At 70.7% G+C, this 22,794-nt stretch carries 22 protein-coding genes; 14 read left to right on the top strand and 8 right to left on the bottom strand.

Annotated features, from left to right (window positions below; all coding sequences use genetic code 11):
• Position 1 precedes the first annotated feature (1 nt).
• From ABN273_RS32840 to ABN273_RS32830, 3 genes are read left to right on the top strand one after another with little or no spacing between them, the layout of a single operon-like run.
• Entirely contained in the window at positions 2 to 1,513 is a 1,512-nt protein-coding gene (locus ABN273_RS32840; protein ID WP_349452961.1) for a sugar ABC transporter ATP-binding protein, read from the top strand.
• Complete coding sequence (locus tag ABN273_RS32835; RefSeq protein WP_349452960.1) at positions 1,507 to 2,505, top strand: ABC transporter permease; 999 nt, start codon at positions 1,507 to 1,509, stop codon at positions 2,503 to 2,505. The genes ABN273_RS32840 and ABN273_RS32835 overlap by 7 nt, the downstream gene beginning before the upstream one ends.
• A complete protein-coding gene (locus ABN273_RS32830; protein ID WP_349452959.1) occupies positions 2,502 to 3,629 on the top strand; it encodes a substrate-binding domain-containing protein in 1,128 nt (375 codons plus the stop codon). The genes ABN273_RS32835 and ABN273_RS32830 overlap by 4 nt, the downstream gene beginning before the upstream one ends.
• A gap of 16 nt (positions 3,630 to 3,645) precedes the next feature.
• Here the strand turns inward: ABN273_RS32830 and ABN273_RS32825 are convergent, their stop codons facing one another.
• Complete coding sequence (locus tag ABN273_RS32825; RefSeq protein WP_349452958.1) at positions 3,646 to 5,781, bottom strand: ATP-binding protein; 2,136 nt, start codon at positions 5,779 to 5,781, stop codon at positions 3,646 to 3,648.
• Between the two features lie 388 nt (positions 5,782 to 6,169).
• Here ABN273_RS32825 and ABN273_RS32820 point away from each other — a divergent pair, with 388 nt between their 5' ends.
• On the top strand, positions 6,170 to 6,298 hold the full coding sequence (locus tag ABN273_RS32820) for a hypothetical protein (RefSeq protein WP_349452957.1): 129 nt from the start codon (positions 6,170 to 6,172) through the stop codon (positions 6,296 to 6,298).
• Positions 6,299 to 6,700: 402 nt separating this feature from the next.
• Here the strand turns inward: ABN273_RS32820 and ABN273_RS32815 are convergent, their stop codons facing one another.
• Positions 6,701 to 7,003, bottom strand: a complete 303-nt coding sequence (locus ABN273_RS32815; RefSeq protein WP_349452956.1) for a hypothetical protein — start codon at positions 7,001 to 7,003, stop codon at positions 6,701 to 6,703.
• A gap of 79 nt (positions 7,004 to 7,082) precedes the next feature.
• Here ABN273_RS32815 and ABN273_RS32810 point away from each other — a divergent pair, with 79 nt between their 5' ends.
• Complete coding sequence (locus ABN273_RS32810; protein WP_349452955.1) at positions 7,083 to 7,541, top strand: hypothetical protein; 459 nt, start codon at positions 7,083 to 7,085, stop codon at positions 7,539 to 7,541.
• A gap of 200 nt (positions 7,542 to 7,741) precedes the next feature.
• On the opposite strand, the gene ABN273_RS32805 is transcribed toward ABN273_RS32810, so the two are convergent.
• From ABN273_RS32805 to ABN273_RS59715, 4 genes are all read right to left on the bottom strand, one after another.
• A complete protein-coding gene (locus ABN273_RS32805) occupies positions 7,742 to 7,882 on the bottom strand; it encodes a hypothetical protein (RefSeq protein ID WP_349452954.1) in 141 nt (46 codons plus the stop codon).
• Between the two features lie 81 nt (positions 7,883 to 7,963).
• The gene (locus ABN273_RS32800) at positions 7,964 to 8,383 is read right to left on the bottom strand and encodes an IS66 family transposase (RefSeq protein WP_349452953.1); all 420 of its coding nucleotides are present in this window, start codon (positions 8,381 to 8,383) and stop codon (positions 7,964 to 7,966) included.
• 12 nt (positions 8,384 to 8,395) lie between these two features.
• Positions 8,396 to 8,527 carry a hypothetical protein gene (locus ABN273_RS32795; protein ID WP_349452952.1) on the bottom strand — a complete coding sequence of 44 codons (132 nt, stop codon included), beginning with the start codon at positions 8,525 to 8,527 and terminating at the stop codon, positions 8,396 to 8,398.
• A gap of 140 nt (positions 8,528 to 8,667) precedes the next feature.
• Positions 8,668 to 9,117: a DUF6444 domain-containing protein gene (locus ABN273_RS59715; RefSeq protein ID WP_502911169.1), complete on the bottom strand. Its 450-nt coding sequence runs from the start codon at positions 9,115 to 9,117 to the stop codon at positions 8,668 to 8,670.
• Positions 9,118 to 9,249: 132 nt separating this feature from the next.
• Between ABN273_RS59715 and ABN273_RS32785 the strand changes: the two genes are divergently transcribed.
• From ABN273_RS32785 to ABN273_RS32755, 7 genes are all read left to right on the top strand, one after another.
• Positions 9,250 to 9,483, top strand: coding sequence for a hypothetical protein (locus ABN273_RS32785; RefSeq protein ID WP_349452951.1), 234 nt, complete (start codon positions 9,250 to 9,252; stop codon positions 9,481 to 9,483).
• 74 nt (positions 9,484 to 9,557) lie between these two features.
• The gene (locus tag ABN273_RS32780; protein ID WP_349452950.1) at positions 9,558 to 10,181 is read left to right on the top strand and encodes a response regulator; all 624 of its coding nucleotides are present in this window, start codon (positions 9,558 to 9,560) and stop codon (positions 10,179 to 10,181) included.
• Positions 10,178 to 11,242, top strand: coding sequence for a hypothetical protein (locus ABN273_RS32775; RefSeq protein ID WP_349452949.1), 1,065 nt, complete (start codon positions 10,178 to 10,180; stop codon positions 11,240 to 11,242). Before ABN273_RS32780 ends, ABN273_RS32775 begins: the two co-directional genes overlap by 4 nt.
• A complete protein-coding gene (locus ABN273_RS32770) occupies positions 11,239 to 12,369 on the top strand; it encodes a sensor histidine kinase (protein ID WP_349452948.1) in 1,131 nt (376 codons plus the stop codon). Before ABN273_RS32775 ends, ABN273_RS32770 begins: the two co-directional genes overlap by 4 nt.
• Positions 12,370 to 12,376: 7 nt before the next feature.
• The gene (locus ABN273_RS32765) at positions 12,377 to 12,709 is read left to right on the top strand and encodes a hypothetical protein (RefSeq protein WP_349452947.1); all 333 of its coding nucleotides are present in this window, start codon (positions 12,377 to 12,379) and stop codon (positions 12,707 to 12,709) included.
• On the top strand, positions 12,706 to 13,422 hold the full coding sequence (locus ABN273_RS32760) for a response regulator (protein ID WP_349452946.1): 717 nt from the start codon (positions 12,706 to 12,708) through the stop codon (positions 13,420 to 13,422). Before ABN273_RS32765 ends, ABN273_RS32760 begins: the two co-directional genes overlap by 4 nt.
• The gene (locus ABN273_RS32755; RefSeq protein ID WP_349452945.1) at positions 13,415 to 15,223 is read left to right on the top strand and encodes a hypothetical protein; all 1,809 of its coding nucleotides are present in this window, start codon (positions 13,415 to 13,417) and stop codon (positions 15,221 to 15,223) included. Before ABN273_RS32760 ends, ABN273_RS32755 begins: the two co-directional genes overlap by 8 nt.
• On the opposite strand, the gene ABN273_RS32750 is transcribed toward ABN273_RS32755, so the two are convergent.
• Positions 15,224 to 15,757 carry a hypothetical protein gene (locus ABN273_RS32750; RefSeq protein WP_349452944.1) on the bottom strand — a complete coding sequence of 178 codons (534 nt, stop codon included), beginning with the start codon at positions 15,755 to 15,757 and terminating at the stop codon, positions 15,224 to 15,226. It abuts the gene before it with no gap.
• A 564-nt stretch (positions 15,758 to 16,321) separates the two neighbouring features.
• Between ABN273_RS32750 and ABN273_RS32745 the strand changes: the two genes are divergently transcribed.
• Together ABN273_RS32745 and ABN273_RS32740 are read left to right on the top strand one after the other, a co-directional pair.
• Positions 16,322 to 20,806 carry a hypothetical protein gene (locus tag ABN273_RS32745; protein WP_349452943.1) on the top strand — a complete coding sequence of 1,495 codons (4,485 nt, stop codon included), beginning with the start codon at positions 16,322 to 16,324 and terminating at the stop codon, positions 20,804 to 20,806.
• Positions 20,807 to 20,877: 71 nt separating this feature from the next.
• On the top strand, positions 20,878 to 22,536 hold the full coding sequence (locus ABN273_RS32740) for an AbfB domain-containing protein (RefSeq protein WP_349452942.1): 1,659 nt from the start codon (positions 20,878 to 20,880) through the stop codon (positions 22,534 to 22,536).
• On the opposite strand, the gene ABN273_RS32735 is transcribed toward ABN273_RS32740, so the two are convergent.
• A partial coding sequence (locus ABN273_RS32735) for a substrate-binding domain-containing protein (RefSeq protein WP_349452941.1) occupies positions 22,520 to 22,794 on the bottom strand: 275 nt, incomplete at its 5' end. The genes ABN273_RS32740 and ABN273_RS32735 overlap by 17 nt on opposite strands.

Below are 22,794 nucleotides of genomic sequence, written 5' to 3'. Positions count from 1 at the left end.
GATGACCACGCCGGGACCGGCGACCACCCCCGATCCGCTCATCCGGATCCGGGGGCTCCGCAAGCACTTCGGCGGCATCCACGCGCTGGACGGCGTGGATCTCGAACTCTACCGCGGCGACGTCCTCGCCCTGCTCGGCGCGAACGGCGCCGGCAAGTCGACGCTGATCAAGATCCTGGCCGGCGTCCACCGGGCCGACGGGGGAGAGGTGGTCGTGGCCGGCCAGCCGCTGGGCAGCCGGGCCGCCACCGCGTGCATGGCGTTCATCCATCAGGATCTCGGCCTCGTGGAGTGGATGACCGTCGCGGAGAACATCGCCCTCGGCACGGGATACGCCCGGCGCGGCGGCCTCATATCCTGGCGCGCGGTCGGTGACCGCTGCATGGACGCCCTCCAGATCGTGGCCTGCCATCTCGACCCGGACGAGCCGATCGCGCACCTGACGCGCGCCGAACGCTCACTCGTGGCCATCGCCCGCGCGCTGGCCACGGACGCGGAGATCGTCGTGCTGGACGAGCCGACCGCCTCCCTGCCCGTCGCCGAACGCGGCCGTCTCTTCGACGTCCTGCGTGCGCTCCGCGAGCGCGGCCACGGGATCCTGTATGTCACGCATCGGCTCGACGAGGTCTACCGGATCGCCGACAGGGTCGCCGTCCTGCGCGACGGGCGCCTCGTCAGCCACGGCCCGCTCGCCGGCCGCGATCCGGCCGGTCTCGTGCGCGACATCGTCGGCCGGGAGAGCAGGCGCCACCGGCGCCAGGTCCGCAGGCCGCGAGAGGTCCTGCTCCGCCTCGAGGACGTGCGCACCAGCCAGGCGGGCCCGGTCGGATTCGACCTGCGGGCCGGGGAACTGCTCGGGCTCGTCGGGCTCGCCGGCGCCGGGCACTGGGAGATCGGGCGCGTGCTGGCCGGCGCATGCCCCATGCTCTCGGGCCACGTGCTGCTCGGCGGCCTCCCGTACCGGCCGGGCTCGGTCTCTGCCGCCGTCGGCGCGGGCGTCGGCCTCGTGACCGGCAACCGGTACGAGGAGGGGGCGGCGGAGAATTTGAGCGTACGGGAGAACCTGCTGGCCAACCCCGGGACGCGCGGACGATCGCCGCTGAGCCCGCTGAGTCCGCGCCGCGAGCGCGCCGAGACCGCCGAGCTCATGACGCGCCTGCGCGTTCGCCCCGCCGACGCGGAAGCGTCCTTCACCGACCTGTCAGGCGGAAACCAGCAGAAGATGCTGATCGGGCGATGGCTCAAGGCCCGCCCCCGCCTCCTGATCCTGGAGGAGCCCACAGCCGGCGTCGACGTCGGCGCGAAGGCCGAGATATACCGGCTGCTCGACGACGCCCTGGCGACCGGGATGGCCGCGCTCCTGGTCTCGGCCGACTTCGAGGAAGTCGTGAACATGTGCGACCGTGCCCTCGTGTTCGCGCGCGGAGCGATGATCACCGAGCTGGGCGGTGACGCCCTCACCGCCGCCGCTCTCGCCCGCGCGGCCACGGCCTACGGGACGGGCCATTGCTGATCAACGGTTCCGCGCGCCGGCGGCGGCTGTCCGCCGGCCGGCTGATCGGCGGCTACGGACTGCTCGCGCTGGCCGTCATCCTGTTTGCCGTGTTCGCGTTCGTGCTGCCGGACACGTTCCCCACCATGGCCAACCTGACGGCCATCGTCTCCGCCTATTCGATCGTCGCGATCCTGGCGCTGGGCGCGATGATCCCCATCGTCACGGGGCACTTCGACCTTTCCATCGGGTACGGCCTGGGCCTGGGGCACGTCATGACGCTGCTCCTCGTCATCAACGCCGGGTGGCCGTGGCCCCAGGCATGCCTGGCCGTGCTCGCCGGCGGAGTCGTGGTCGGCATGATCAACGGCTTGCTCGTGGAGTTCGTCCGCATCGACTCGTTCGTCGCGACTCTCGGCACCGGCAGCATCCTGTACGCCACCACGGGCTGGGTGACCCACGGCGCCCGGATCTTCCCCGGTCCCGAAGGCCTGCCGGCGGGCCTGACCGGCCTGTACGAGTCGACGTTCCTGAACGTGCCCGTACCCGCCTTCTACGTCCTCGTCCTGGCCGCCGTGCTCTGGCTCATGCTGGAGCGGCTCGCCGTGGGCCGCTATCTCTACGTCATCGGCTCGAACCCGCGAGCGGCCGAACTGGTCGGGATCCCGATCCGCCGGTACGTCGTCGTCGCCTTCGCGATCTCCGGCCTGGTGACCGGCTTCGCCGGGATCCTGCTCGCCGCCCAGCAGCAGATCGGCAACCCGAGCGTCGGCCTCGACCATCTGCTGCCGGCGTTCGCCGCCGCCCTGCTCGGCTCAACCACGATCAAACCGGGCCGGCCCAACCCCTGGGGCACGGTCGTCGCCGTCGCGGTCCTGGCCATCGGGCTGTCCGGCATCGGCCAGCTGGGGGCGGAGTTCTGGGTGACACCGCTGTTCAACGGCATCACCCTGCTGATCGCGGTCGGGCTGGCCGGCTACTCCGCACGGCGCCGGGCGAGGAACCGGACATGAACCTCGTGCGGGCCGCCACGGCGCTGGCGCTGGCCGCCGTGGTCGCGGGCGGCTGCTCGCGCGGCCCGCAGCAGCCCGCTCCCGGCCGGACCGCCGTGAGCCCGTGCCCCGGCGTGGTGCGCATCGCCGCGCGGGAGGTCAAGCGGGCCGAGGCGGTGAACGTTGCCTGGGACGGTCCCACGAGCGGGCCGCGGGCGGTCCCCGGCAAGAGTGTCGTCTTCGTCGCGTCGACCATGACCAACCCCGGCGTGGCCGGCACCGCCAACGGGGTGCGGCAGGCCGCGCAGTCCGTACGATGGCGGTTCCGCGTGATCGACGGCCAGGGCACCCCCGCCGGGATACGAGCGGCCCTGGGCGAGGCGATCGCGCTGCGGCCGTCCGGGATCGTCATCGGCGGGTTCGACCCGAACTCCGTGGCCCTGCAGGTCAGGCAGGCCAACGCCGCCGGCATCGTGCTCGTGGGCTGGCATGCGACCAACGCGCCGGGCCCCAGCGTGAACCCCAAGCTCTTCACCAATGTCACGAGCCGAGTGGAGGACGTCGCGAGGATCAGCGCGTACTGGATCATCGCCAGGTCGAACGGCGCCGCCGGAGTCGTGATCTTCACCGACTCCTCGATCCCGTTCGCGGAGAACAAGTCCCAGCTCATCAAGAAGACGCTGCTGAGCTGCTCCGGCGTCAAGCTCCTCGCGTACGAGAACATCCCGCTCCCTGACGTCGGCAGCCGCATGCCGCAGGTGGTCTCCTCCCTGCTGGCACGGTTCGGCGACCGCTGGACGCACTCGGTCGCCATCAACGACGTCTACCTGGCCGACGCCGCTCCGGCGCTGCGCGCGGCCCGCCGGCCGGGCGGCGGGCCGCCCTACTCCATCGGCGCCGGGGACGGCGACCCATCGGCGTTCGAGCGCATCCGCGACCGGCGGCACCAGCAGGCGACCGTACCGGAGCCGTTGAACGCGCAGGGCAGCCAGATCGTCGACGAGCTGAACCGCGCCTTCGCCGGTCGCCCGCCGAGCGGTTACGTGTCGCCGGTCCACCTGACCACGGCGGAGAACGTGAACGGCGCCACGTCATGGGAGCCCCGCGGCTACCGTGAGGCCTACCAGCGGATCTGGCGGGGGTAGCGGTGGCCGTTGAGCCTCAGGACGAGTTCCCGTGCCCGGGACGGACCGCGAAAGTGACGGCACGGCCGGCCCCGAGCCGCGCCCCCTGGCGGAACGCGGACGTGAACGCCCCTCTCCCGAGAGTGCGGCGGGTCTGATCCGTGCACCGTTCGTGCGACGGGGCGTGGTAGCACAGCCGTTCGGGCGAGGCGCCGGCCGCCTGCCACAGCGCATGCGCCGCTCCCAGCAGCCCGGCGGCTCTCTCGTGCTCCTCCCGGGCACAGGCGACCCATGCCAGCACCTCCAGGCACTGGGCGAGGCACCACCGGTCGTCGTTCTGCCCGGCGAACTCCGTGGCCGCCGTCACCAGGGCCTCGGCTCGCGGGCGGTCGCCCAGGTTCCACCACGCGACGGCGAGGGCCAGCTGGGCGTACGCGCGGGACACCAGGGTGTGGTGGGACTCGCACAGGTCCAGGAGCTCCTCGCCGAACCCCGCGGCCTGGGCGGGGTCCTCGCTCGCGCCGTACGCGGCCGCGAAGTAGAGGTTGAACAGGACCCCGTCCATGTCGTGCCTGGCCCGGTGGAGGGCGAGGGACTCCCGCAACAGCGCGAGACCGCGCCGCCCTTCGCCGCTGGAGAAGGCGGCCACGCCCTCGGTCCGGACGGCGTACGGCAAGATGTCCTCATTCCCCGCTTGGCGGGCGATGGCGTGGCATTCCTCCAGCCGCGGCAGGGCCGCGGCGAGGTCGCCCTGGCGCAGGGCGAGCATGCTGTCCACCCACAGCGCCGTCGCCCGGGCGCGGCCGGCCTCCGGCAGCAGCTCCAGGCCGCGTTCGAGCCAGTAGCGGCCCTCGTTGAGCGCGCCGGACAGCAGCCAGAAACACCACATCGCCGACGCGGTCTCCAGCCCGGCAGGGGCCAGCGGCGGCTCGCTCAGGGAGATTTCCAGGGCGGCGCGTACGTTGGGCAGCTCCCGCCGCAGCGCCTGGTAACGCTCCAGCTGGTCGGGTACCAGCTGGTCGAGCCGGTGCGCCTGCGCCAGTTCCCGGTAGTGGCCGACGAAACGCGTGCGCAGCAGCCGCCGTTCGGCGGGCGTCAGCCGCTCGGAGCCGTACGCGCGCAGGCTCTCCGGCATGCGGCAGCCGAGCCCGTCCCGGACCAGGACGGACTTGTCCACCAGCCCGGCCAGGAGATCCAGCACGTCGACCGGGTCGATCCCCTCGCCGGAGCAGACCTTCTCGGCGGTGTCCAGATCGGCCCCGCCGGGGAAGATCGACAGCCGCGCCCACAGCCGCTGCTCCGCCGCCGAGCACAGCCGGAAGCTCCAGTCCATGGTCGCGCGCAGCGTCTGGTGCTGCGGCAACGCGGTGGGCGCGCCGGCCGTCAGCACGTCGAAGCGCTCGTCCAGCTCGTCCGTCAGCCGCTCCAGCGACAGGGTACGCAGCCGTGCGGCGGCCAGCTCGATCGCCAGCGGGATCCCCTCAAGGCGCCGCACCAGCCGCGCCACGCGTTCCACGTTTCCCACGCCCAGCGAGAAGCCCGGCACGACGTGCGCCGCGCGCTCCACGAACAGGCGAACCGCGTCATGCCGGGCGACCTCCCGGACCGTGCGGCCGGTCCTCGGCTCCGCCAGCAGCGCGCAGTCGGTGCCAGGTTGACCCGGCAGAGCAGGGCCGGTCGCCGGGACCGTGCGGTCAGGGCACGGAACGGACAGCGGCTGGACCCTCAGCACCTGCTCGCCGTACACGCCCAGCGTCTGCCTGCTGGTCACCAGGACCTGCACATGGGGCGCCGCCTGCAGCAGCCGCTGCACGAAACGGGCGCAGACCTCGCCCAGATGCTCGCAGTTGTCCAGGACCAGCAGCATCCGCCTGGCCGACAGGTGCTCCACCAGCGCGCCCATGAGGTCGGGGGGCGCGTCGCGCAGCCCGAGGGCCGCGGCGACCGCCGGCTCCAGCAGGTCACCGGTCTCCAGAGGGCCGAGTTCGACCACCTCGGCGCCGTCCCGGTATTTGTCCCGCAGGAGCTCGGCCAGCCTGAGCGCCAGCCGGGTCTTGCCGACCCCGCCCGTGCCGGTCAAGGTCAGCAGCCGCGCCTTCGACAGCGCTTTTCGCGCCGCGGACAGCTCATGCCTCCGCCCGACAAATGTTGATTTTTCCGTCAAAGGCTTCATAAGGAGCTCCCGGAAAGGTGACCTCCCCGCTCGCCGAACCAGGCCGCGAGTCGCCCCCAAGCGTGCACAGCATCCACCACCAGGTTATTCCTGGAGCATTCCGCCAGACAGCGGGGCGGAGTCGCTTGGGAAGCGCTTTTCCATCTCCGAGTAAAAGGGGTTTCACGTACGCTTCCTGCGCGGCGTGAGCATTGCCTGGCCCATCCCGCCGGTGGCCGCCCGCCCAAGCATGGCGGTGAGTTCCGCTTCGGCGACCCGTCGACCTGGCACACCCCTGACCAGACCACCTCGACCCAGACGACGCGGTACGGCACCGCCACCGCCCAGGCGTGGGACCGGCTGCACCACCGGCTCACCCGCCGCGCCGCCTGGATCGAGCGCGACGGAGATGCCGATCATCGAGGGCACGCTCATTCGGCTGACCGTCGAGCACCTGCCCGGCGACGCCCACCCCAAGCCGGTCTGGCTGTGGTCATCGGCCACCAGTCTGTCCGCCGCCCAGGTCAACCTGTTGTAGCGGGCGTTCCTTCGCAGGTTCGACCTGGAGCACACCTTCCGGCTTTTCAAGCAGACCCTCGGCTGGACTGTCCCGAAGCTCCGCAACCCGCAGGCGGCGGATGTGTGGACCTGGCTCGTTATCCGCCTACACCCAGCTCCGACTGGCCCGCTACCTGGTAGAGGACCTGCGCCGCCCATGGGAGAAACCCGCCCCGCCCGGGCGGCTAACCCTTGCCCGAGTACGGCGAGGATTTCGTAACATCCGCCCCGCAACGTCATGCCCGACCCGAGCACCCAAACCCAGCAAACCTGGCCCCGGGCGGCCGCTCGGTTCATGCAACCGGCAGCGCGCTCCCTGCTATGACCTGGGGAAAGTCCACACACGGCCGAAATCCCTGACCGCCCAACGCGATCTCGGACCTTAAAGAACAAGCTCAGGCGAAAGGTGCTCCTGCACGAGCACCATGCCGTAGTTCTGCACAGCGTTCTGGCCGCGCCACTGTCCCCACCAGGTGGGCACGAGATGCCGGAGCTCCGTCAGATCGTGCGGGTACGTGCCGTGCCCTTCCGCGTCCCTACGGTGGCGGAGCATCTCGCCACGGGAGAAGTTGAGTATCTCTGCGAGCACGGCCTTGGCCTGCTCGCCGTCCGGCTGGTTGACGAAGTGTTCCCAACCGTCCTCCGGCTTGGGCCTGGCGGGCTTGGGCAGCTCCCCACGGCTCAAAGGCGATGCGTGATCTGGAGGACCAGATCACGCACTCATCGCCCATAACGTTCGGCCCGTTGACAGAAACGGAGGAAGAATGCGTATCCACTCGATCGCAACCGTGGTTCTTCTGTGTTTGGCGGGTCTCGTCGTGCCTGCGACATCGGCCTCGGCGTCCACAGGAGGCGGCTGCTCTCTTTCCGCCTGGACAGGTACCGGTCAGGCCCAATACAAAGTTAAGGCGTGCGCGCAGAACGGGGGATGGGCTCGGATCAACTCGGACGCCTACATCTACTTCAGTGCCGCGAACCCAGGGCTTTGGACGAACTGCTCCATGTACATGGCCCTGATCGACCTGACCACCAAGTCCAAGGTCGTGGACAAGTCGATCGACTGCACCCTAGCGGCACGGGAGAACAAATGGGGCGAGAACTACTCGATCAACGTCTGGCCGACCTCTGGCCATAGCTACGAGACCCAGATCAAGGTGACTGCCTACTATGAGGGCAGGTACACCGGCTACACCTACCAATGGAGCCCAACAATCACTTGGTAGCTCGTAAGTGCCCGCGTACAAACTGATCCCGGCGTTTGCTGCGTGGGGCCGATATCGGGTGAAAGTGTGACGTAGAGCGTATCTTCTGCGACATAGGGCGACCTTCCGGTAGCAACGGTGGTTATCCAAGCCCCATCGCCAACGGAAGGTCTGCCGCCGTTGTACGCCACCGCTCCCGTAACTGCTCAGCTTCTACTTGATCAGCCGGTGGCGTGAGCAGGGCTGGGTCGCCAGGGGGCGCCGACGAAGAGGTCGTGCAGGGATTGCCAGGCGGTGATGCCGTTCTTGCGGGCGGAGGAGAAGTAGCTGCGGATGCGGGCGAACTGCCGCAGGCCGGTCATGGTGCATGGTGCCCGAGACCTTGACTTTGATCTTGGCCATCCTGAGGTCGCCCTCGGCCCGGTTATTGGTGAAGGGCACGGTCAGGTCATGGGCGAAACGCGGGGATGGACGGCCAGTCCGATCCGGACCGCGTGCCGAAACAGGGTGGCCTGCCTGGTGAGGATCTCCGGTGGGATGTGCTCGTGACCCTGGTCGCGGGCGGTGTGGGCGGCATCGTTGAGCGCGTACAGGGCGCGTTTGGCCTGCAGCGGCCAGTTCTGCCCCGGATGGCGTTCGGCGGCGGCCACCAGCTCCCGGCACAGGTGTGCCCCGCACAAGGCGTGGGTGAAGACCGGCAGGCGTTCCCCGTCGGGGTCGGCAAGCTTGGCCGAGTCGTACATGGCCAGGCTGTCATGGACCAGCACCCCGCTCACCTCGGGCAGCACCCCATGCTCGCGCACGGCGGCCAGCCAGCGCGAGGCGTGCGCGTGATAGGAGGTCAGCGTGGTGGTAGCCGCCACATGCAGCCACCCCTAACGGCCGGCGGCGCTGGCCAGCTTCATGGAGGTCTCATCGGCATGCACCACCGCCGACAGCGTGATCAGCGTCTTGATCAGCGCGTCGACGTCGGCCAGCTCTTCATGCGCCTGCGCCAGCACGGTCATGATCCAGCCTTCGAGACACTCGCGCCACTCAGATCGGCGATCAGCTCGGCCGTCCTGCCGATCGGCAGCAACTGGAAGATGGCCAGGTAGACAGCCAGCGCGCGCATCGCGGGACCATTGGAGACCGGTGCGTCCCTCCCTCAGGAGCCGCAGCCGTCGTCACGCTTCCGCAGACACATCGCCGCATGTGCAGGCGATGCTCGATCACCGTGATCGTCGGTTCGGGCGGCTCGTGCACCTGACGCCGGATCACCCCGGCCTGTCCAGCCCCGGCCAGGTCCGCGCCGCAGTCCCGGCAATCGGCGGGATACCAGTCGTGTTCCTCGTCCGGGATGGCGAACTACAGGAAAGAGACCGGCTCGCCCTTCGCCTTGCCCGGCTTGCGGCCCGACTTCTCCCGCAACGACCTGGGCCTCGGCTTTGAACAGGTCCGAGCTCGGCGGCATCGAGGAGTTGCCGGAATTCATCTGCAACCGGCGCTCCAACTCGGCCACCCGCACCTTGAGCTGCTCGTTCTCCGCGCGCAACGTCTCATTCTCCGTACGCAGCTTCGCGATCAACTCATCCTTGGCCACCAACGCCCGCTGCATGTTGCGGATCGTGCGATCAGCACGAAACCGGACTACCTGCGGAGTTGTGCGCGATCCACGAGTCCTGATCGCGCAGGCCGCCGTTCTACCCTCGCCCTGTCGTTCCGGTTCGGGGAAGAGACGGGAGTCTTGATGGAGTCGGTTGACGGGCGCGTCATTCTCTTCATCATCGTCGGCGGCGTGCTCTTCCTGCTGGGTCGCCGGGTCCAGCTCATGGCGATGATGTGGCAGTCATGGAAGGACGCCGTCAAGGCTGTTCCCGCACGGAGAAAGGTCGCGTTCGGCTCCGTGCGCCACGTGCTCAAGCTCGCCCTGGTGGCCGCGCTCGTCCTGTGGGCGGTGGTTCACGTCGGCCGCTTCATGTAACCCGCGTTTTCTTGATCACGATGGCGGGTGGGTGGACAATAGGGTGACATGACCACCCAGGCGAAGGCAGGGCAGTGATCAAGCTTGCCGTCGTGGACGATCACCCGTTCATGCGGGAGGGCATCACCCGGTTCTTCGAGCAGTCGGCGCAGGTGGCCGTCGTGGCGAGCGCCGCGAGCCCGGGCGAGGTGCCGCACGAGGTGGATGTCCTCCTGCTGGACCTCTACCTGGACAACGGCAGGCCGTCGGTGCCGGACATCGCCGACTGGTCGGCCAGGACCAGAGTCCTGGTGATGTCGGTGTCGGGGGAGCAGGCTGATGTCGTGGCGGCCATCCAGGCGGGTGCCAGCGGCTATCTGACCAAGGGCGCCGAACCCGCTGAGTTCCACGCCGCCGTGGTGACGGTGGCGTCGGGAGGGTTCGTGCTCGGCAGCGGGCTGGCCGGCATTCTGCATGGTCAGCTGTCCGCGCCCGCCTCGCCGCTGGCGGGCAGGCCGGCGCTGTCGCCGCGGGAGGCCGAGGTGCTGGCGCACCTGGCCAGGGGACGGACCCGGCGGCAGACCGCGACCAGGATGAACGTGGCCGAGTCCACTGTCGACACACTGGTCAAGCGCATCCGGGTCAAGCTGGGGCTGGGCGCCATGGCGGACCTCGTTCGCGCGGCGGACGAGCTCGGCCTGCGCCCTCCAGGCGAGTGAGCCCGTCCAGCGCGGTGACCGCGTCCTCCGGGAGAGTGAGCCCGTCCAGCGGGGTGGCCGCGGCCGAGCGGTGGCTGCTGGTGGTGTTCACCGTCGTCAGGGCCGCCGGGGCGGCGATGGTCGTGGCCATGGCGTTGAGCGGCGAGTCCCGTCACTGGCTGATGGTGGTGGTGCTGGCGGAGAGCGCGGCGCTGACCGGGCTGTCGTGGCGGGCGGGCAGGGTGCCGCCGGTCTGGGCAGTGGTCGCCGACGGCGCGTTCCTCGCCGGGGTGATGCTGGCCGTCCTGGTGCAGACGGCGCGGCCGCATTTCTGGGACAACTGGCCGTTCGACTACGCGGTGCCGTTGGCCATCGGGATCGGGGTGAGCGGCGGGAGGTGGCGGGTCTCGCTGCCCGCGCTGGGGATGGCGCTGGCCGTGGTCGCCGCGGCTTCGCCGCTGATCGGGGAGCCGCCCGGGTACGCCTTCTTCGACCTCGCCACACTCACGGTGAACGCGGTGGTGGGGACGCTCGTGGCGCGGGCCGTACGCAGGAGGGGAGCCGAGGCGGACACCGCGCGCCGGGAGGCGGTGACGGCGGAGGCGGCGGCCGCCGTCGCGAGGGAGCGGGCGGCGCACGCGCGCGTCATCCACGACCAGGTGCTCCAGACCCTGGAACTGCTCGGCCACCAGGGGCAGGTCGCGGATCCGGAGCTGCGGGGCCAGGTCAGGGCAGAGGCGGGGCAACTCAGACAGCTCATCGGGTCCGGTGGCAGAGCGGGGCCAGGCGGGAGCGGCGGGCTGGGTGAGGTCGCGGATCATGCTCGCGGCCTCGGCGTCAGGGTTGAGCTGACAGTGCCGGGCGGGCTGGTCGTACCGCGGGAGATCGTCACCGCGGTCCGCGACTACCTCGGCGCGCTGGAGGCAGGGAAGGCGGTGGTGTTCGCCGAGGCGGAGGCGGGGACCGTGCTGGTCACCATCACCCACCCCGGCCCGCCCGCCCGGGGGTGGGAGCACAGGTCCGAGGTGCTCTTCACACCGGGTGAGGGCTGTGAGGTCGAGCTGAGGGCGGTGCGGCCGTGAGGAGCGGCGCGCTCGGCAGGGAAGGCACCGAGCACTCGCTGATGCTGGCCTTCGCCGTTTTACGCGTGGGGTACGGGGTGCAGTTGGCGGCGACGTTCGCCGGGGGCCGCCTCGACTGGCTCCATCCGTTTCTCGCCGTCGCCGCCGCGGAAGCCACGGCGCTGGTGGTGTGGGTGGCCCGCCGCCGTACGCTGTCGCCTTCGTGGATCTTCGTCGCCGACGCGCTCTTCGTCGCGGTCGCGGCCGTGGCCGGCGCTCCAACCACCGGCCACTCCTGGACCTATCCCTATGCCTTCGTGGTCGTCGTCGGCGCGGGCCTCGCTCTGCCTTCTGCCCTGCTCCTGCTGGGGGCGATCGCGCCGCTGGTCGTCGCGGTGTCGGCCTCCCTGCCGCCTGCCGAGCGCCCCGCCACCGCCGTCACCCTGCCCATCATGGCGGTGATGTCGTGGTACGTGGCCAGAACCCTGCGCACCTACGCCGACGCGGTGGACGCCGCCAGGGAGGAGGCGATCGAGGCGGCGGCGGACCTGGCGGCGCAGCAAGAGCGCGCCGCCCACACCGAGTTGATCAGTGAACGCGTGTTACGGCTGTTCGACCGGCTGGGTGAGGACGACAGGGTCGTCGATCCGCGGCTGCGCGCCCACGTCACCGAGCAGGCCGCCTGGCTGCGCCGTTACCTGAACGGGAGCGGCGGCCCCACCACCCTGACCGAGGCGATCGCGCGGGCGCGAGCCCGCGGTCTCGAGGTGACGTCGGATCTCGCCGAGAGCCCGCCGCTGCCTGCCGCCACCGTCGCCGCGCTGGCAGGAGCCGTCCAGGAAGCCCTGGTCAACGTGGCCAAGCACGCGGGAACCGGCCACGCCCAGGTGACCACGCGGCTGTCGGAGGGACGGCTCGTGGCACGGGTCACCGACAAGGGGCGCGGCTTCGCTCCAGGGCACCGGCCCGGCTTCGGCCTGGCGCAGTCGATCGAGGGCCGGATCGAGGGCGTGGGCGGCACGGTCGCCATCGACTCCGCCCCAGGTCGCGGCACCAGCGTGGAGATCGTCCTCCCCTTGTCGTCCGGCATGTCCCCGGAACCGGGGACAACCGCCGGGACAGACGCGACAGCCTCCGGACACCCATGATCTGAGCATGCACCCGATGGACGCGGCCTTCGAGCGGGCACTGGAGCTCCAGGCCCACGCGGAACGGGAGTTCAACGAGGGGAGCCCGCGAGTCGCGCTGGACGCGGTGATCGAGGCGATCCTGCTCCTACGCGGCATCGCACCGGCCCCGCCGCTTGCGCTCGCCCGCGCGCTGGACCAGGCCGCCCGCTACTTGATGACGCTGGACCGGATCAGCGAGGCCCTGCCCCTGGCCCGCGAGGCGGTCTCGCTCGCCTCGTCCGGTGGAGATGACCGGCTCCGCCGGAAGTGCGCCGCCACCCTGGCCGCCTGCCACCGAGCTCTGGACGACGGCCGATGACGGCGACCGACGGCCCCGAGCGGCATGTGGTGATCGTGGACGACGACGACATCAACCGGCACGGCCTGGCCGCCATCCTCCGGGCGGCGCCCGGCCTGCGCGTGGTGGCCGTGCTGGACCATGAGCGGGCGACGACCTGGCAGGGCTGGCCCGGCACCCATGTGGCCCTGGTGGACGCCGCAGACGAGCGCCGCGAGGACGACCACTTCCCCGGCGTGGCGGTGGTGGCGGCCATCCGTGCGAACAGCCCGGACACCGTGGTCATCGTCATCACCGGCCACTTCTTGAACGGCGCCGTCCGCCGCAGGATGAAGGAGGCCAGAGCCGACTACTTCTACCACCGAGGCGAGCTCGCCGACGCCGCCGTGCTCGTGGCGACGGTACGAGACCCGCGCCGGGTCGTGCCGCCGCCGATCGACCCCGAGGAGGAGATCAGGCACGGCGTGTCCCGCCACAGCCTGGTCAACAGGGCCGTACGGTACGCGCTCGAACGCGACCTGCCGGCCACGATCGCCGAACGGCGCAATCCGCGCTCGCGCGCCTGGGAGCGGCTGCGGCGGGAGTTCAACCGGGTGGCCGAACTGACCGCGATGACCTCCGACGGCCGGACCCCGGACCGCCGCCAGGACCTTCCGTCGTTGCCGCAGATATCCCGGTTCCTGCAGTGGGCCACCCGGGTCAAGGCCGCGCCACCTCAGGCCGACGATGGCTGACCTCGGCGTCCGGCGCCGCAACAGCCGCCTCGGGCCGGCGAGGAGTGAGCTGCGCGACACCGGTCCGGACGACCGGCACGGCCGCATCGGGCCGGCGGTGGCCGAGATGCCGCCGTTCGCCCGGCTGGCCGCCGCCACCACCGCGTTCACGACCACGCAGTTCTTCCTCAACCTGCGCCTCGTCGCGCGGACCGCGATGTGTGTCATGGCCGTGGCCGGCGGGCGGCTCAGCATGTCCGGCGCACTGGTCGCCGGCGCGGTCTGCCTGACCTACGACCTGGTGCTCTACCTGTGCCTGCGGCACGGCCTGCGCGTCCCGCCGCGGTTGCGCCTGGCGCTGGACATGGCGGACGTGGCGGGCTGGTCGGTCGTCATGGGCGATCCGATCGACGCCCCGGCGCTGCTGACCGCGCCGCTGGCTCTCGAACTGGCCTTGGTGCAGGGCACCCGAGCGCTCGCCGTGCCCCTCGCGGTGGGCCTGGCCACCAACGCCGCCCTGCTCGCCGCGGCGCGCCCGTTCAGCGCGTCCCCCTTCCTCTGGCCGGCCTTCACCGTGCTGTGCGGCCTGGGGCTGGCCCGCTATCTTGAGCTGCGCCTGCACGCACACCTGCGCACCGCCCTGGCCGACCGGGAGGCGGCGCGCGGCCAGGCCGCACTCGCCGGGCGGCACAGCATCGCGGTGGGTGCCGACACCGTGGTCGACCTGATCACCCGCACGTGGCCGCTGCTGGCCGTACCGGGCAAAGCCGTGCACTCGCCGCTGGCGGCCTGGCGCCAGCACCTGGCCGAGCAGACCACCGGCTGCGCCGACTACCTGTCCGCTGCCCTGCTGCGCTGGGAGCAACGCCACAACCTCGCCAGCCCCGACCTGGCCAGGGACGTGCAGTTGCGCGCCGAGGACGGCTGCGGCTCCCTTCTGCTGACGCACCGTCAGGTGGCCAGGCTGGAGGCCGAGCTGGAACGGCTGGCGCCCAGGGACCTCGTCGCGGTGAGGGTGGCGGAGCTCAGACCGCTGGGGCAGCGCCAGGAGGTCCGGATCGGCGACGCACCGGTGATCCTGCCCGAAGACACCCCGAGCCGGGTTCCCTCGCTGGACCCGGGTCCCAGCATGATCGCCTTGGGAGCGGTGGGCAGCCTGTCCCATTGCTGGCCCAAGCTGGATGCGGTGCCCCTTCCGGTCGGCCTGCTTCTGATGATCATCGGGCTGGCGGTCGCCTGGTGGTCACACCGCCAGATCGTCGCCGACGGCGACTTCGCGCACGGGCGGGCCCTGGCGGCGGCGCTCGCTTTCGGTGTGGTGGACGCGCTGGTTTCGACGTTGCTGTTGGGCAATCCCACGGCCGGCGGGCTGACCAGGATGCCGTTCCTGCACTTCCCCCTCTTCGCCTGGCCGCTCGCGGTCATGTACGGCCGCGACCTGTCGCGCGGCCGGCGAGTCGCCGCCGTCGCCGCGTCCGCGGCCGTCTTCGCCGCCTGCTCCGCGCTCCTGCCCGTGCCCGTCCGCCTGGCCGACCTCACCGCGCTGTTGTGGCCGCTGGCCTTCACCGTCGGCGCCTCCACCCTGCGCGAGCTCCTCATCCAGGAGAAGGCCGCCTTCGACCAGGTCCTCTCCCGGGACCGCGCGGCGGCCGTCCAGGCGGGCTACCAGGAGGGCAGGCAGGCGGTCCTCGACCTGGTACGGCAGGCGCAGGAGGAGGCGGAGCGGCGGCTCGTGGCGGACCGGGCGCGGATCGACCCGTTCTTCCTGCCGGAGATCGAGCGCCGCCTCGCCGAGGTCCGCCGCCGCCTCACCCGGCTCTGACTATGCGCTTTCCCGGATCGCCTTCGGGCACACCTGCCTGATCCCGTACTCCTCGCCCAGGCCCCACCCGAGCTTCCTCTCCTTGTAGTCCTGCCCGTTCGCGTCGGTGAAACTGATCGACGAAACCAGAGACCCCGTTGCGATGCGGTGCCACCCCTCGCGTTTCGCCTCGTTGAGGCCGTATGTGCCCGGCCCCCCGACGTACTTCCCGTCGGAGGTGTCGAAATCGAACCGGACGATGCCGTCCGCCCAGTCGCTCGGGACGTAGAAGTAGAAATCACACGTGCGGGAGGTCGTCCTCGGGCTGTAGACGACAATCACGCAGGGACTGTCGCCGTTGGTGTACGTCCACGCGATCGGCGCGCCCTTCCTGTCATTCCGTTCGAACCACTGCCTGTCTGCGGGAGGGCAGGTGCCAACGCCCTCGCGCGCGTGCGTGAACGCCTTGAGCTTGTACGTCACCTTCTCCTCCGCCGCCGCCGGCGCGGCTCCCAGCATTCCGGCCAGCAAAGCCGCGCCTGCGGCCGCGACCATGATCCTCGTTCGCACGTGAAATCCCCTTTTCGTCCGGTGCGGGCTCACGGTAACGACGGCAGGCGCGCGTTCCGCACCCCGAAATCACGCAGGGGCCAGATTCACCCGACGCCACCGCAACGCCGCGCCGGTGACGGGTACGTACGCGGACATCGTCTGCTGCCGGGTGGTGCAGCCTTGTCCGCCTTGTCCGCGTGCGCGGCGGCGAGCACGACGCCCCCGAGGCCGGGGAGGGCCTCCTCCGTACGGCAGCCGTCTCCAGGGCGCGGGCGGAGGGCGTAGAGACCGGTGTCTATTGAAGTGCCCTCAGACTAAGCGTGAGCCGCCGAGTCGGCAAGAGGGGGAGACGCATTTCCGTCGCGCGCGGGAATCTCGCGAGCGTCATATTCGGCTTTGGAGCAGCGGGAACGCATCTGGGTGGACGCGCTGCGAGCCGCTCGGTCTTGTAACGCGTAGGTAACAGCTTCTTGTCGCTTGTCTAACTCCCACTTAATGTCGGGGGACAACGTTTTCTATCCCTCAAGCCCGAAGGCATCACTCCCCGTGTCAGGAGATCAATCCGCCATGCGCACACGGCTCCGGTTAGCCGGCCCGCTCGCCGCGACCCTGCTGCTGCCCTTCCTCGCCGTGACGCCCGCGGCGGCCGTCGCGACCGCCCCCTTGCCCGCCGGATACGTGGACGTGGTCACGTTCGGCGACGCCGAATCCGAGAGCACCCACGCGCTGCAGGCGGCGTCCACCGCGGTGGTGGACGGGGCGCTGGGGGAGCCCGCCAGGATCGCCAAGCCGACCGCCCCGCCGAGCGTCAAGGGAGGCGAGCTGCGGTTCAGGGTGGCGGTCGATCCGGTCGCGCAGAACTACTTCACGCTGAAGTTCTGGGGGAGCGACGTCTCGCCCTACAAGACGATCGCCTACATCAACGGCGAGCAGATCGGCTACCGCCGCTCGGGCGACTACGAAGCGATCAACCTCGGATCGAGCAAGCCGCTGCCCGGCCGGTTCTACTACAACACGATCATGCTGCCGCTCGCGCACACGCAAGGCAGGCGGCTGGTCGAGATGACCGTCAGGACGTATGACGCCGCGTTCAGCCAGCCCGTGACCGCCGACTCGCGCGGCTACTACCGGGCCTACACGCACACCACCGCGTACCTGGACGTCTCCGGCGAGAAGCAGGGGGCGGTCACCCCGGACACCACGCCCGCGCCCGGGCCGAGTGACGCCGAGAAGCAGGCGATGGTCGACCGCTACAGGCAGAGCCAGATCGACCTGTTCAACCAGTACAGTGCCCAGCTCGACGCCTCGCCGACGGCGAAGCTGTCGATCGTCCGCTACCAGGACGACCTGCGCTTCTACGCTTCGGCGCTGCTTGAGCCGTGGGTGCCGGCGAACACGCCCGAGCTCAAGAAGGCGGCGCTGCGCCGCCTGTTCAAGGCCATCGACAACCACGTGAAGGACTACTACGCCGACACCCGGCTGCTACTGAGGGGCGGCCACCAGGGCGACTGGGGCGGCTACTACGGGGCGCTGGGCGAGGCGCTGTACATCGTGGAGAACCTGATCCCGGAGGTGTACGGCACGCAGGAGTTCGAGGCGTTCCTGAACGAGCCCTTCGTCACCGGCACGCAGGACGGGCCGGCCTCGCTCAAGGGCGTGGACTGGGACGGCGGCGAGCTGTCCCGGCGTGAGGCGTACGAGCGGGTGCTGAAGGCCAACTTCGACTTCGCCCGAGCCCGCCTGTCCTACATCTACAACCAGGTGATGTACACCTACGAGGGCGCGTGGGAGGCGCACGAGGGCCTGCGGATGATCGGCTCGCGCTTCTACGAGGGCAAGGCCAGGAGCCACCGGATCCTGCTGGAGTCGCTCGGCGTCGAGCCCTTCCTCGGTGAAGAGGTGCTGGTGGGGCCCGACGGCAAGGACCTGGACCTCTACCACTCGCTCTTCTGGCACGACACCACCGCCCGCTTCACCGACGACTTCGCGCAGATCGTCGGCAAGGGCCTGGCCAGGAGCAAGCTCGACGCCGACGGGAAGGTGGTGCGCCGCCTACCGTACGGCGAGCATTACACCGGCATGACCAAAGCCGGCCTGACCAGGGAGAACACCTTCGTCGCCAACTACGGCGAAGCCACCAACTACCTGCCTGAGTACTTCTTCCGCACCCGGGGGCACAAGGGCGACGAGCGGCTCAACGACGAGATTCTCAAGCTGGCGCTGAAGAACCTGCACGCCCGCGGCTTCACCCGCTACACCGGCACGGACGGCAACGGCAAGCGGGTGTCCCTGGCCGAGATGGTCGTCGACGAGCGCAACGCCAGCTACCCGGGCTGGCCCGCCTACGCCCTGCGCAACAGCGAGGGGCGGACGATGGAGTACGTCACGCTGGACAAGCACCTGGCCGAGCACGCCGAGCGCTACTCGGGCGCGGAGTGGGAGCCGTACCGGCGCTACGCGAACGAGGCCGCCGGGTTCCTCCAGCAGCAGATCGCCGACAACCAGTACTTCAACACGTTCTCCTCCGTGGAGGCCAAGCGGAAGTACGACATGTGGCTGCCCGAGACCTACGCCTACCTGCGCAACCGGCCGGCGGCCGGGGCCGTGCTCCCGCAGACGGACTTCGCCGCCTACACGCCCGGGGAGATCGCCGGGCTGGGCGTCGATCCGGCCGGCTACCAGCGGTTCGCGTTCGCGGACGTGGACAACATGTTCGTCTCCGTCCGCGACGTCGACACCCGGATCTTCGGCTCGCTGTTCGAACGGCAGCGCGGCGTCGCCGGGAACGGGCGGCTGCACGTCCTGGCCAAGGACCACCACAACGTCGTGCAGATCGCCACGGACACCCGGTTCGCCTACCGCGACTACAACGTGCGGATGGACAACATCGACGTCGACTTCATGGAGGACCAGCAGAAGGGCGACGGCGGCCTGCCGCAGGCGCTGGCCGGTGAGATCCTGCCCGCCGCCCACCAGCCGGGCGTCGGCACCGTACGGCGGGAGAACTACGAGTTCGACACGCCCTACTCCGGATACGCGGACTTCCTGACCGCCCGCTACGGCAACTACGTGTTCGCCTTCAACACCACCCGGGACGACTACGGGAACAAGCGGTCGTTCTCCCTGCACGTCCCCGGCGACGCGGTGGACCTCGTCTCGGGCAGGCAGGTGCCCGAGGGCGCGGTGCGCGTGCCGCCCGAGACCGCGCTGGTGCTGAAGCTGGACGGCGTCGTCGCCGAGCGGCCCGGGCCGCACCACGTGGACTTCGTCCAGGCGCTGCGCGACCGCGACGGCGTCACCCTCACCTGGAAGCCCGCCGCCGGCGCCGAGTCCTACACGATCAGGCGCGACGGCGAGGTGATCGCCACTGGCGTCCGCGGCACCACCTTCAGGACCGGCAAGCAGGGCGCGTACACCGTGACCGGGGTGAACCGCCACGGCTCCGGCTGGGCCTCGCAGGCCGTCGAGCCGCCCGCCGAGCCGGTGGACCGCGTCGGCGAGGTCACCGGCAAGGTCAAGGCGGGCGAGCACCGCGTCGAGCTCACCGGGGGCAACGGCAAGGGCCTCGGCGAGGGCGATGACTACTACCTGGACAAGCGTGACATCCAGGACAGTCTGCTGTTCTCCAACGAGGTGCTCACCGGCAGCGGGTCGGTCAGCGCGCGGATCGCGCAGGCGCAGGGCCCGGCCAGTGGCGTGATGCTCCGGGCGGACGCGCGCTACATCTACTTCGGCGCGGACGCCGCGGGCAGGCTCGTCCTGCAGAACCGCAACCGCGACTCCCGGCACGACTGGCAGGACGAGCTGCGCAGCCCGCTCAACGCGAACGTCCAGGGCCACACCGCGGCCGAGTATCCGTTCGTCAAGCTCGTACGGGACGCCGACGCGCAGATCGTGCGGGCGTGGGCGAGCAAGGACGGCCGGTCGTGGTCGTACGTGGCGGAGCTGTTCACGCCCTTCCCCGAAGGCGTGTACGCCGGGGTCGTGGCGGCCACGGCGGCCACGTTCACCGACGTCACGGTCTCGCCCGACCGCGACGGGACGCTGTACGCCCGGGTGGAGCGGGCCGGGGACCGGGTGACGCTGCGCTGGAGCAAGCCGGACACCGCCACCCGGTTCACCGTGTACCGCAAGGACGGCGCGAGCGCCGCCTGGCGCCCGGTGCTGGCCGGCGCGCTGACCTTCGAGTTCACCGACGAGCCGCTGCGGCACGGCACGCGCTTCTACCGGATCGCGGCGATCGGCGCGGACGGCGCAGAACGGCCGGGCCCGGGCCTGCTGATGGCGACGGCCGAGCCGCTCGCCACGGTGATCGCCGAGGCGGAGAAGCTGCCCGCGGCCGACTACACCAAGGGCAGCTACTACCTGCTGACCCGGGCGATCGCCGAGGCGAAGGCGGGCGGCGACGAGGACGAGCTGATCGACCTGATCTACGCCGCCGTCGAGCAGCTCGAGCCGGTCGGCACGCTGCTGAGGAAGGTGGCCGTCGAGCCGTCCATGGTGGAGGCGTCCACCGAGCCGTGGGGCGGAGGCGGGACCAAGGCCCAGAACGGCTGGCGCGCCTTCGACGGCGACCTGGCCACCGCGACCGACACGACCACGGCGGCGGGCTGGATCGACGTGCGCCTGCCGAAGGCGGTCGCGCTGGACGCGATCCGCTACCACCCGCGCTCCACGCACGTCACGCGGCTGAACGGCGCCGTGTTCAGGGCAACCGCCGACGGCGGCGCGACCTGGACCGACCTGCACACGGTCAGCGGGGTCGACACGGCGCAGTGGTACTCCGTCCCGCTCCCGCGGACCGCGGCCTACCCGTGGCTGCGGATCGCCTTCCCGGCGGGCAACACCAACGTGGCCGAGATCGAGTTCCTGTCCATGAGCGACGACCGCACCCTGCTCGACCTGCTCATCAAGGAGGCCGAGGCCGTCGACCCGACCCGGTACACCCCCGAGCTGACCGCCGCGCTTGAGCACGCCCGCTCCGGCCTGTCCGGTCAGGACCAGATCGACGCCGCGGCCGAGCGGCTGCGCGTCGCCCTCGCGAGCCTGTGACCCCCGCGGCACGGCTCGCGCCTGCCCGGCGTGAGCCGTGCCGCACCCTCCAACCCCCCAAAGGAGAGGTCATGTCCGCACGCACTCCCGCCGTCAGCCGTCGTGGCGCGCTCAAGACAGCGCTCAACACGGTGATCGCCGCCGGCGCCGGCGCGGCCCTGCTCGGCCGCGCCGAACCCGCCGCCGCGGCCAGCCACCCCGGCCTGCTGCACACGCAGGCCGACTTCGACCGCATGCGTTCCATGGTCAACGCCGGAGCCCAGCCGTGGAAGGCGGGCTGGGACCGGCTCGTGGCCAACTCCCACTCCCAGAGCACCTGGACCCCCAACCCGCAGGCGACGATCATCCGCGGCGGCGACGGGCAGAACTACGGCATCCTCTACAACGACATCCACGCCGCCTACCAGAACGCGCTGCGCTGGAAGGTCAGCGGCAGCACCGCGCACGGCAACAAGGCACGCGACATCCTCAACGCCTGGTCGGGCACGCTCACCACGGTCACGGGCAACGCCGACCGCTTCCTCGCCGCGGGCATCTACGGCTACCAGTTCGCCAACGTCGGCGAGATCATGCGCGGCTACAGCGGCTTCGACCTGGCCCGCTTCCAGCGGATGATGCTCAACGTCTTCCACCCGCTCAACGAGCACTTCCTCACCAACCACAACGACGCCTGCATCACCAACTACTGGGCCAACTGGGATCTGTGCAACATGAACTCGATCCTGGCCATCGGCGTGCTCTGCGACCGCCAGGACCTCATCGACCGGGCCGTCACGTACTTCAAGACCGGCGCGGGCAACGGCTCGATCATGCACGCCATCCCGTTCCTGCACAGCGGCGGCCTCGCGCAGTGGCAGGAGAGCGGGCGCGACCAGGGCCACACCATGATGGGCGTCGGGCAGATGGGCGCCTTCTGCGAGATGGCCTGGAACCAGGGCATCGACCTGTACGGCTACGACGGCAACCGGTTCGCCAAAGCCTGCGAGTACATCGCCAAGTACAACCTGGGCGAGGACGTCCCGTTCACCGCCTACACCTGGGGCACCGGCCAGAACTGCGCCCAGCAGACGCACACCGCGATCTCCGCCGCGAGCCGCGGCGAGATGCGGCCCGTCTGGGAGACCGTCTACCACCACTACGCGATCAGGCGCGGCCTGGCCATGCCGTACTCGGCCGCGTTCGTCGCCAAGGTGCGGCCGGAGGGCGGCGGCGGTGACTACGGGCCCAACAGCGGCGGCTTCGACCAGCTCGGGTTCGGCACGCTCACCCACACCAGGGTCCCCGGCACCGCCACCCTCCCGACCGGGACGAGGTCGCTGCGCTCGGTCAACTTCCCCGCCCGCTACGTCAGGCACCAGAACAGCCTTGGCTACCTGCACGAGGTGAGCGCCTCCAGCGACGCCCTGACCCGGCAGGACGCCACCTTCACGATCGTGCCGGGCCTCGCCGCGCCGAACGGCTACTCCCTGCGCGCCGCCAACGGGCAGTACCTGCGCCACTCCGGGTGGCGGGCGCGCCTGGCCGCCGACGACGGGACCGCCCTGTTCAAGGCCGACGCCACCTTCTACGCCGTCCCCGGCGCCGCGAGCGGCTCGGTGCGGCTCGAGTCGAGCAACTATCCCGGCCGCTTCCTGCGGCACCGCAACTACGAGCTCTGGGTGGACGCCGACGACGGCACGGCCGGGTTCCGCGACGACAGCTCCTTCACGGCCGTCACCGCGTGGGCCTGACTCCCGTGATGTCGCGGGCGGGCCCCGGCACATACTGGGCCACGGACTGGCGCACCACCACGTGGGTGCCGAAGACGGCATGCTGCTCCGAGCCGCTGCCCGCCCGCCCCTCCCTCAGCTCCAGCGCCAGGCGCACGGCACTGCGGCCCAGCTCCTCGTACGGCACGCGCACGGTCGTCAACTGCGGCCGCAGGTCCGTCGCCAGCGGTATGTCGTCGTAGCCCACGAGCGAGATGTCCTCGGGCACGCTCAGCCCCG

The organism is Nonomuraea sp. B19D2 (assembly GCF_040137845.1).
Classification (GTDB): Bacteria; Actinomycetota; Actinomycetes; order Streptosporangiales; family Streptosporangiaceae; genus Nonomuraea.
Note: the sequence above shows the minus strand (reverse complement) of the source record. Positions and strands in the feature narration are given on the sequence as shown.

Bases quoted from the DNA above. Each gene is read 5' to 3' on its own strand.
- ABN273_RS32820 (WP_349452957.1), top strand. From the start codon at position 6,170: ATGCCGATCATCGAGGGCACGCTCATTCGGCTGACCGTCGAGCACCTG.
- ABN273_RS32750 (WP_349452944.1), bottom strand. From the start codon at position 15,757: ATGGTCGCGGCCGCAGGCGCGGCTTTGCTGGCCGGAATGCTGGGAGCC.
- ABN273_RS32825 (WP_349452958.1), bottom strand. From the start codon at position 5,781: ATGAAGCCTTTGACGGAAAAATCAACATTTGTCGGGCGGAGGCATGAG.
- ABN273_RS32765 (WP_349452947.1), top strand. From the start codon at position 12,377: ATGCACCCGATGGACGCGGCCTTCGAGCGGGCACTGGAGCTCCAGGCC.
- ABN273_RS32810 (WP_349452955.1), top strand. From the start codon at position 7,083: ATGCGTATCCACTCGATCGCAACCGTGGTTCTTCTGTGTTTGGCGGGT.
- ABN273_RS32760 (WP_349452946.1), top strand. From the start codon at position 12,706: ATGACGGCGACCGACGGCCCCGAGCGGCATGTGGTGATCGTGGACGAC.
- ABN273_RS32805 (WP_349452954.1), bottom strand. From the start codon at position 7,882: ATGACCGGCCTGCGGCAGTTCGCCCGCATCCGCAGCTACTTCTCCTCC.
- ABN273_RS59715 (WP_502911169.1), bottom strand. From the start codon at position 9,117: ATGCAGCGGGCGTTGGTGGCCAAGGATGAGTTGATCGCGAAGCTGCGT.
- ABN273_RS32795 (WP_349452952.1), bottom strand. From the start codon at position 8,527: ATGACCGTGCTGGCGCAGGCGCATGAAGAGCTGGCCGACGTCGACGCG.
- ABN273_RS32740 (WP_349452942.1), top strand. From the start codon at position 20,878: ATGTCCGCACGCACTCCCGCCGTCAGCCGTCGTGGCGCGCTCAAGACA.
- ABN273_RS32830 (WP_349452959.1), top strand. From the start codon at position 2,502: ATGAACCTCGTGCGGGCCGCCACGGCGCTGGCGCTGGCCGCCGTGGTC.
- ABN273_RS32840 (WP_349452961.1), top strand. From the start codon at position 2: ATGACCACGCCGGGACCGGCGACCACCCCCGATCCGCTCATCCGGATC.
- ABN273_RS32785 (WP_349452951.1), top strand. From the start codon at position 9,250: ATGGAGTCGGTTGACGGGCGCGTCATTCTCTTCATCATCGTCGGCGGC.
- ABN273_RS32755 (WP_349452945.1), top strand. From the start codon at position 13,415: ATGGCTGACCTCGGCGTCCGGCGCCGCAACAGCCGCCTCGGGCCGGCG.
- ABN273_RS32745 (WP_349452943.1), top strand. From the start codon at position 16,322: ATGCGCACACGGCTCCGGTTAGCCGGCCCGCTCGCCGCGACCCTGCTG.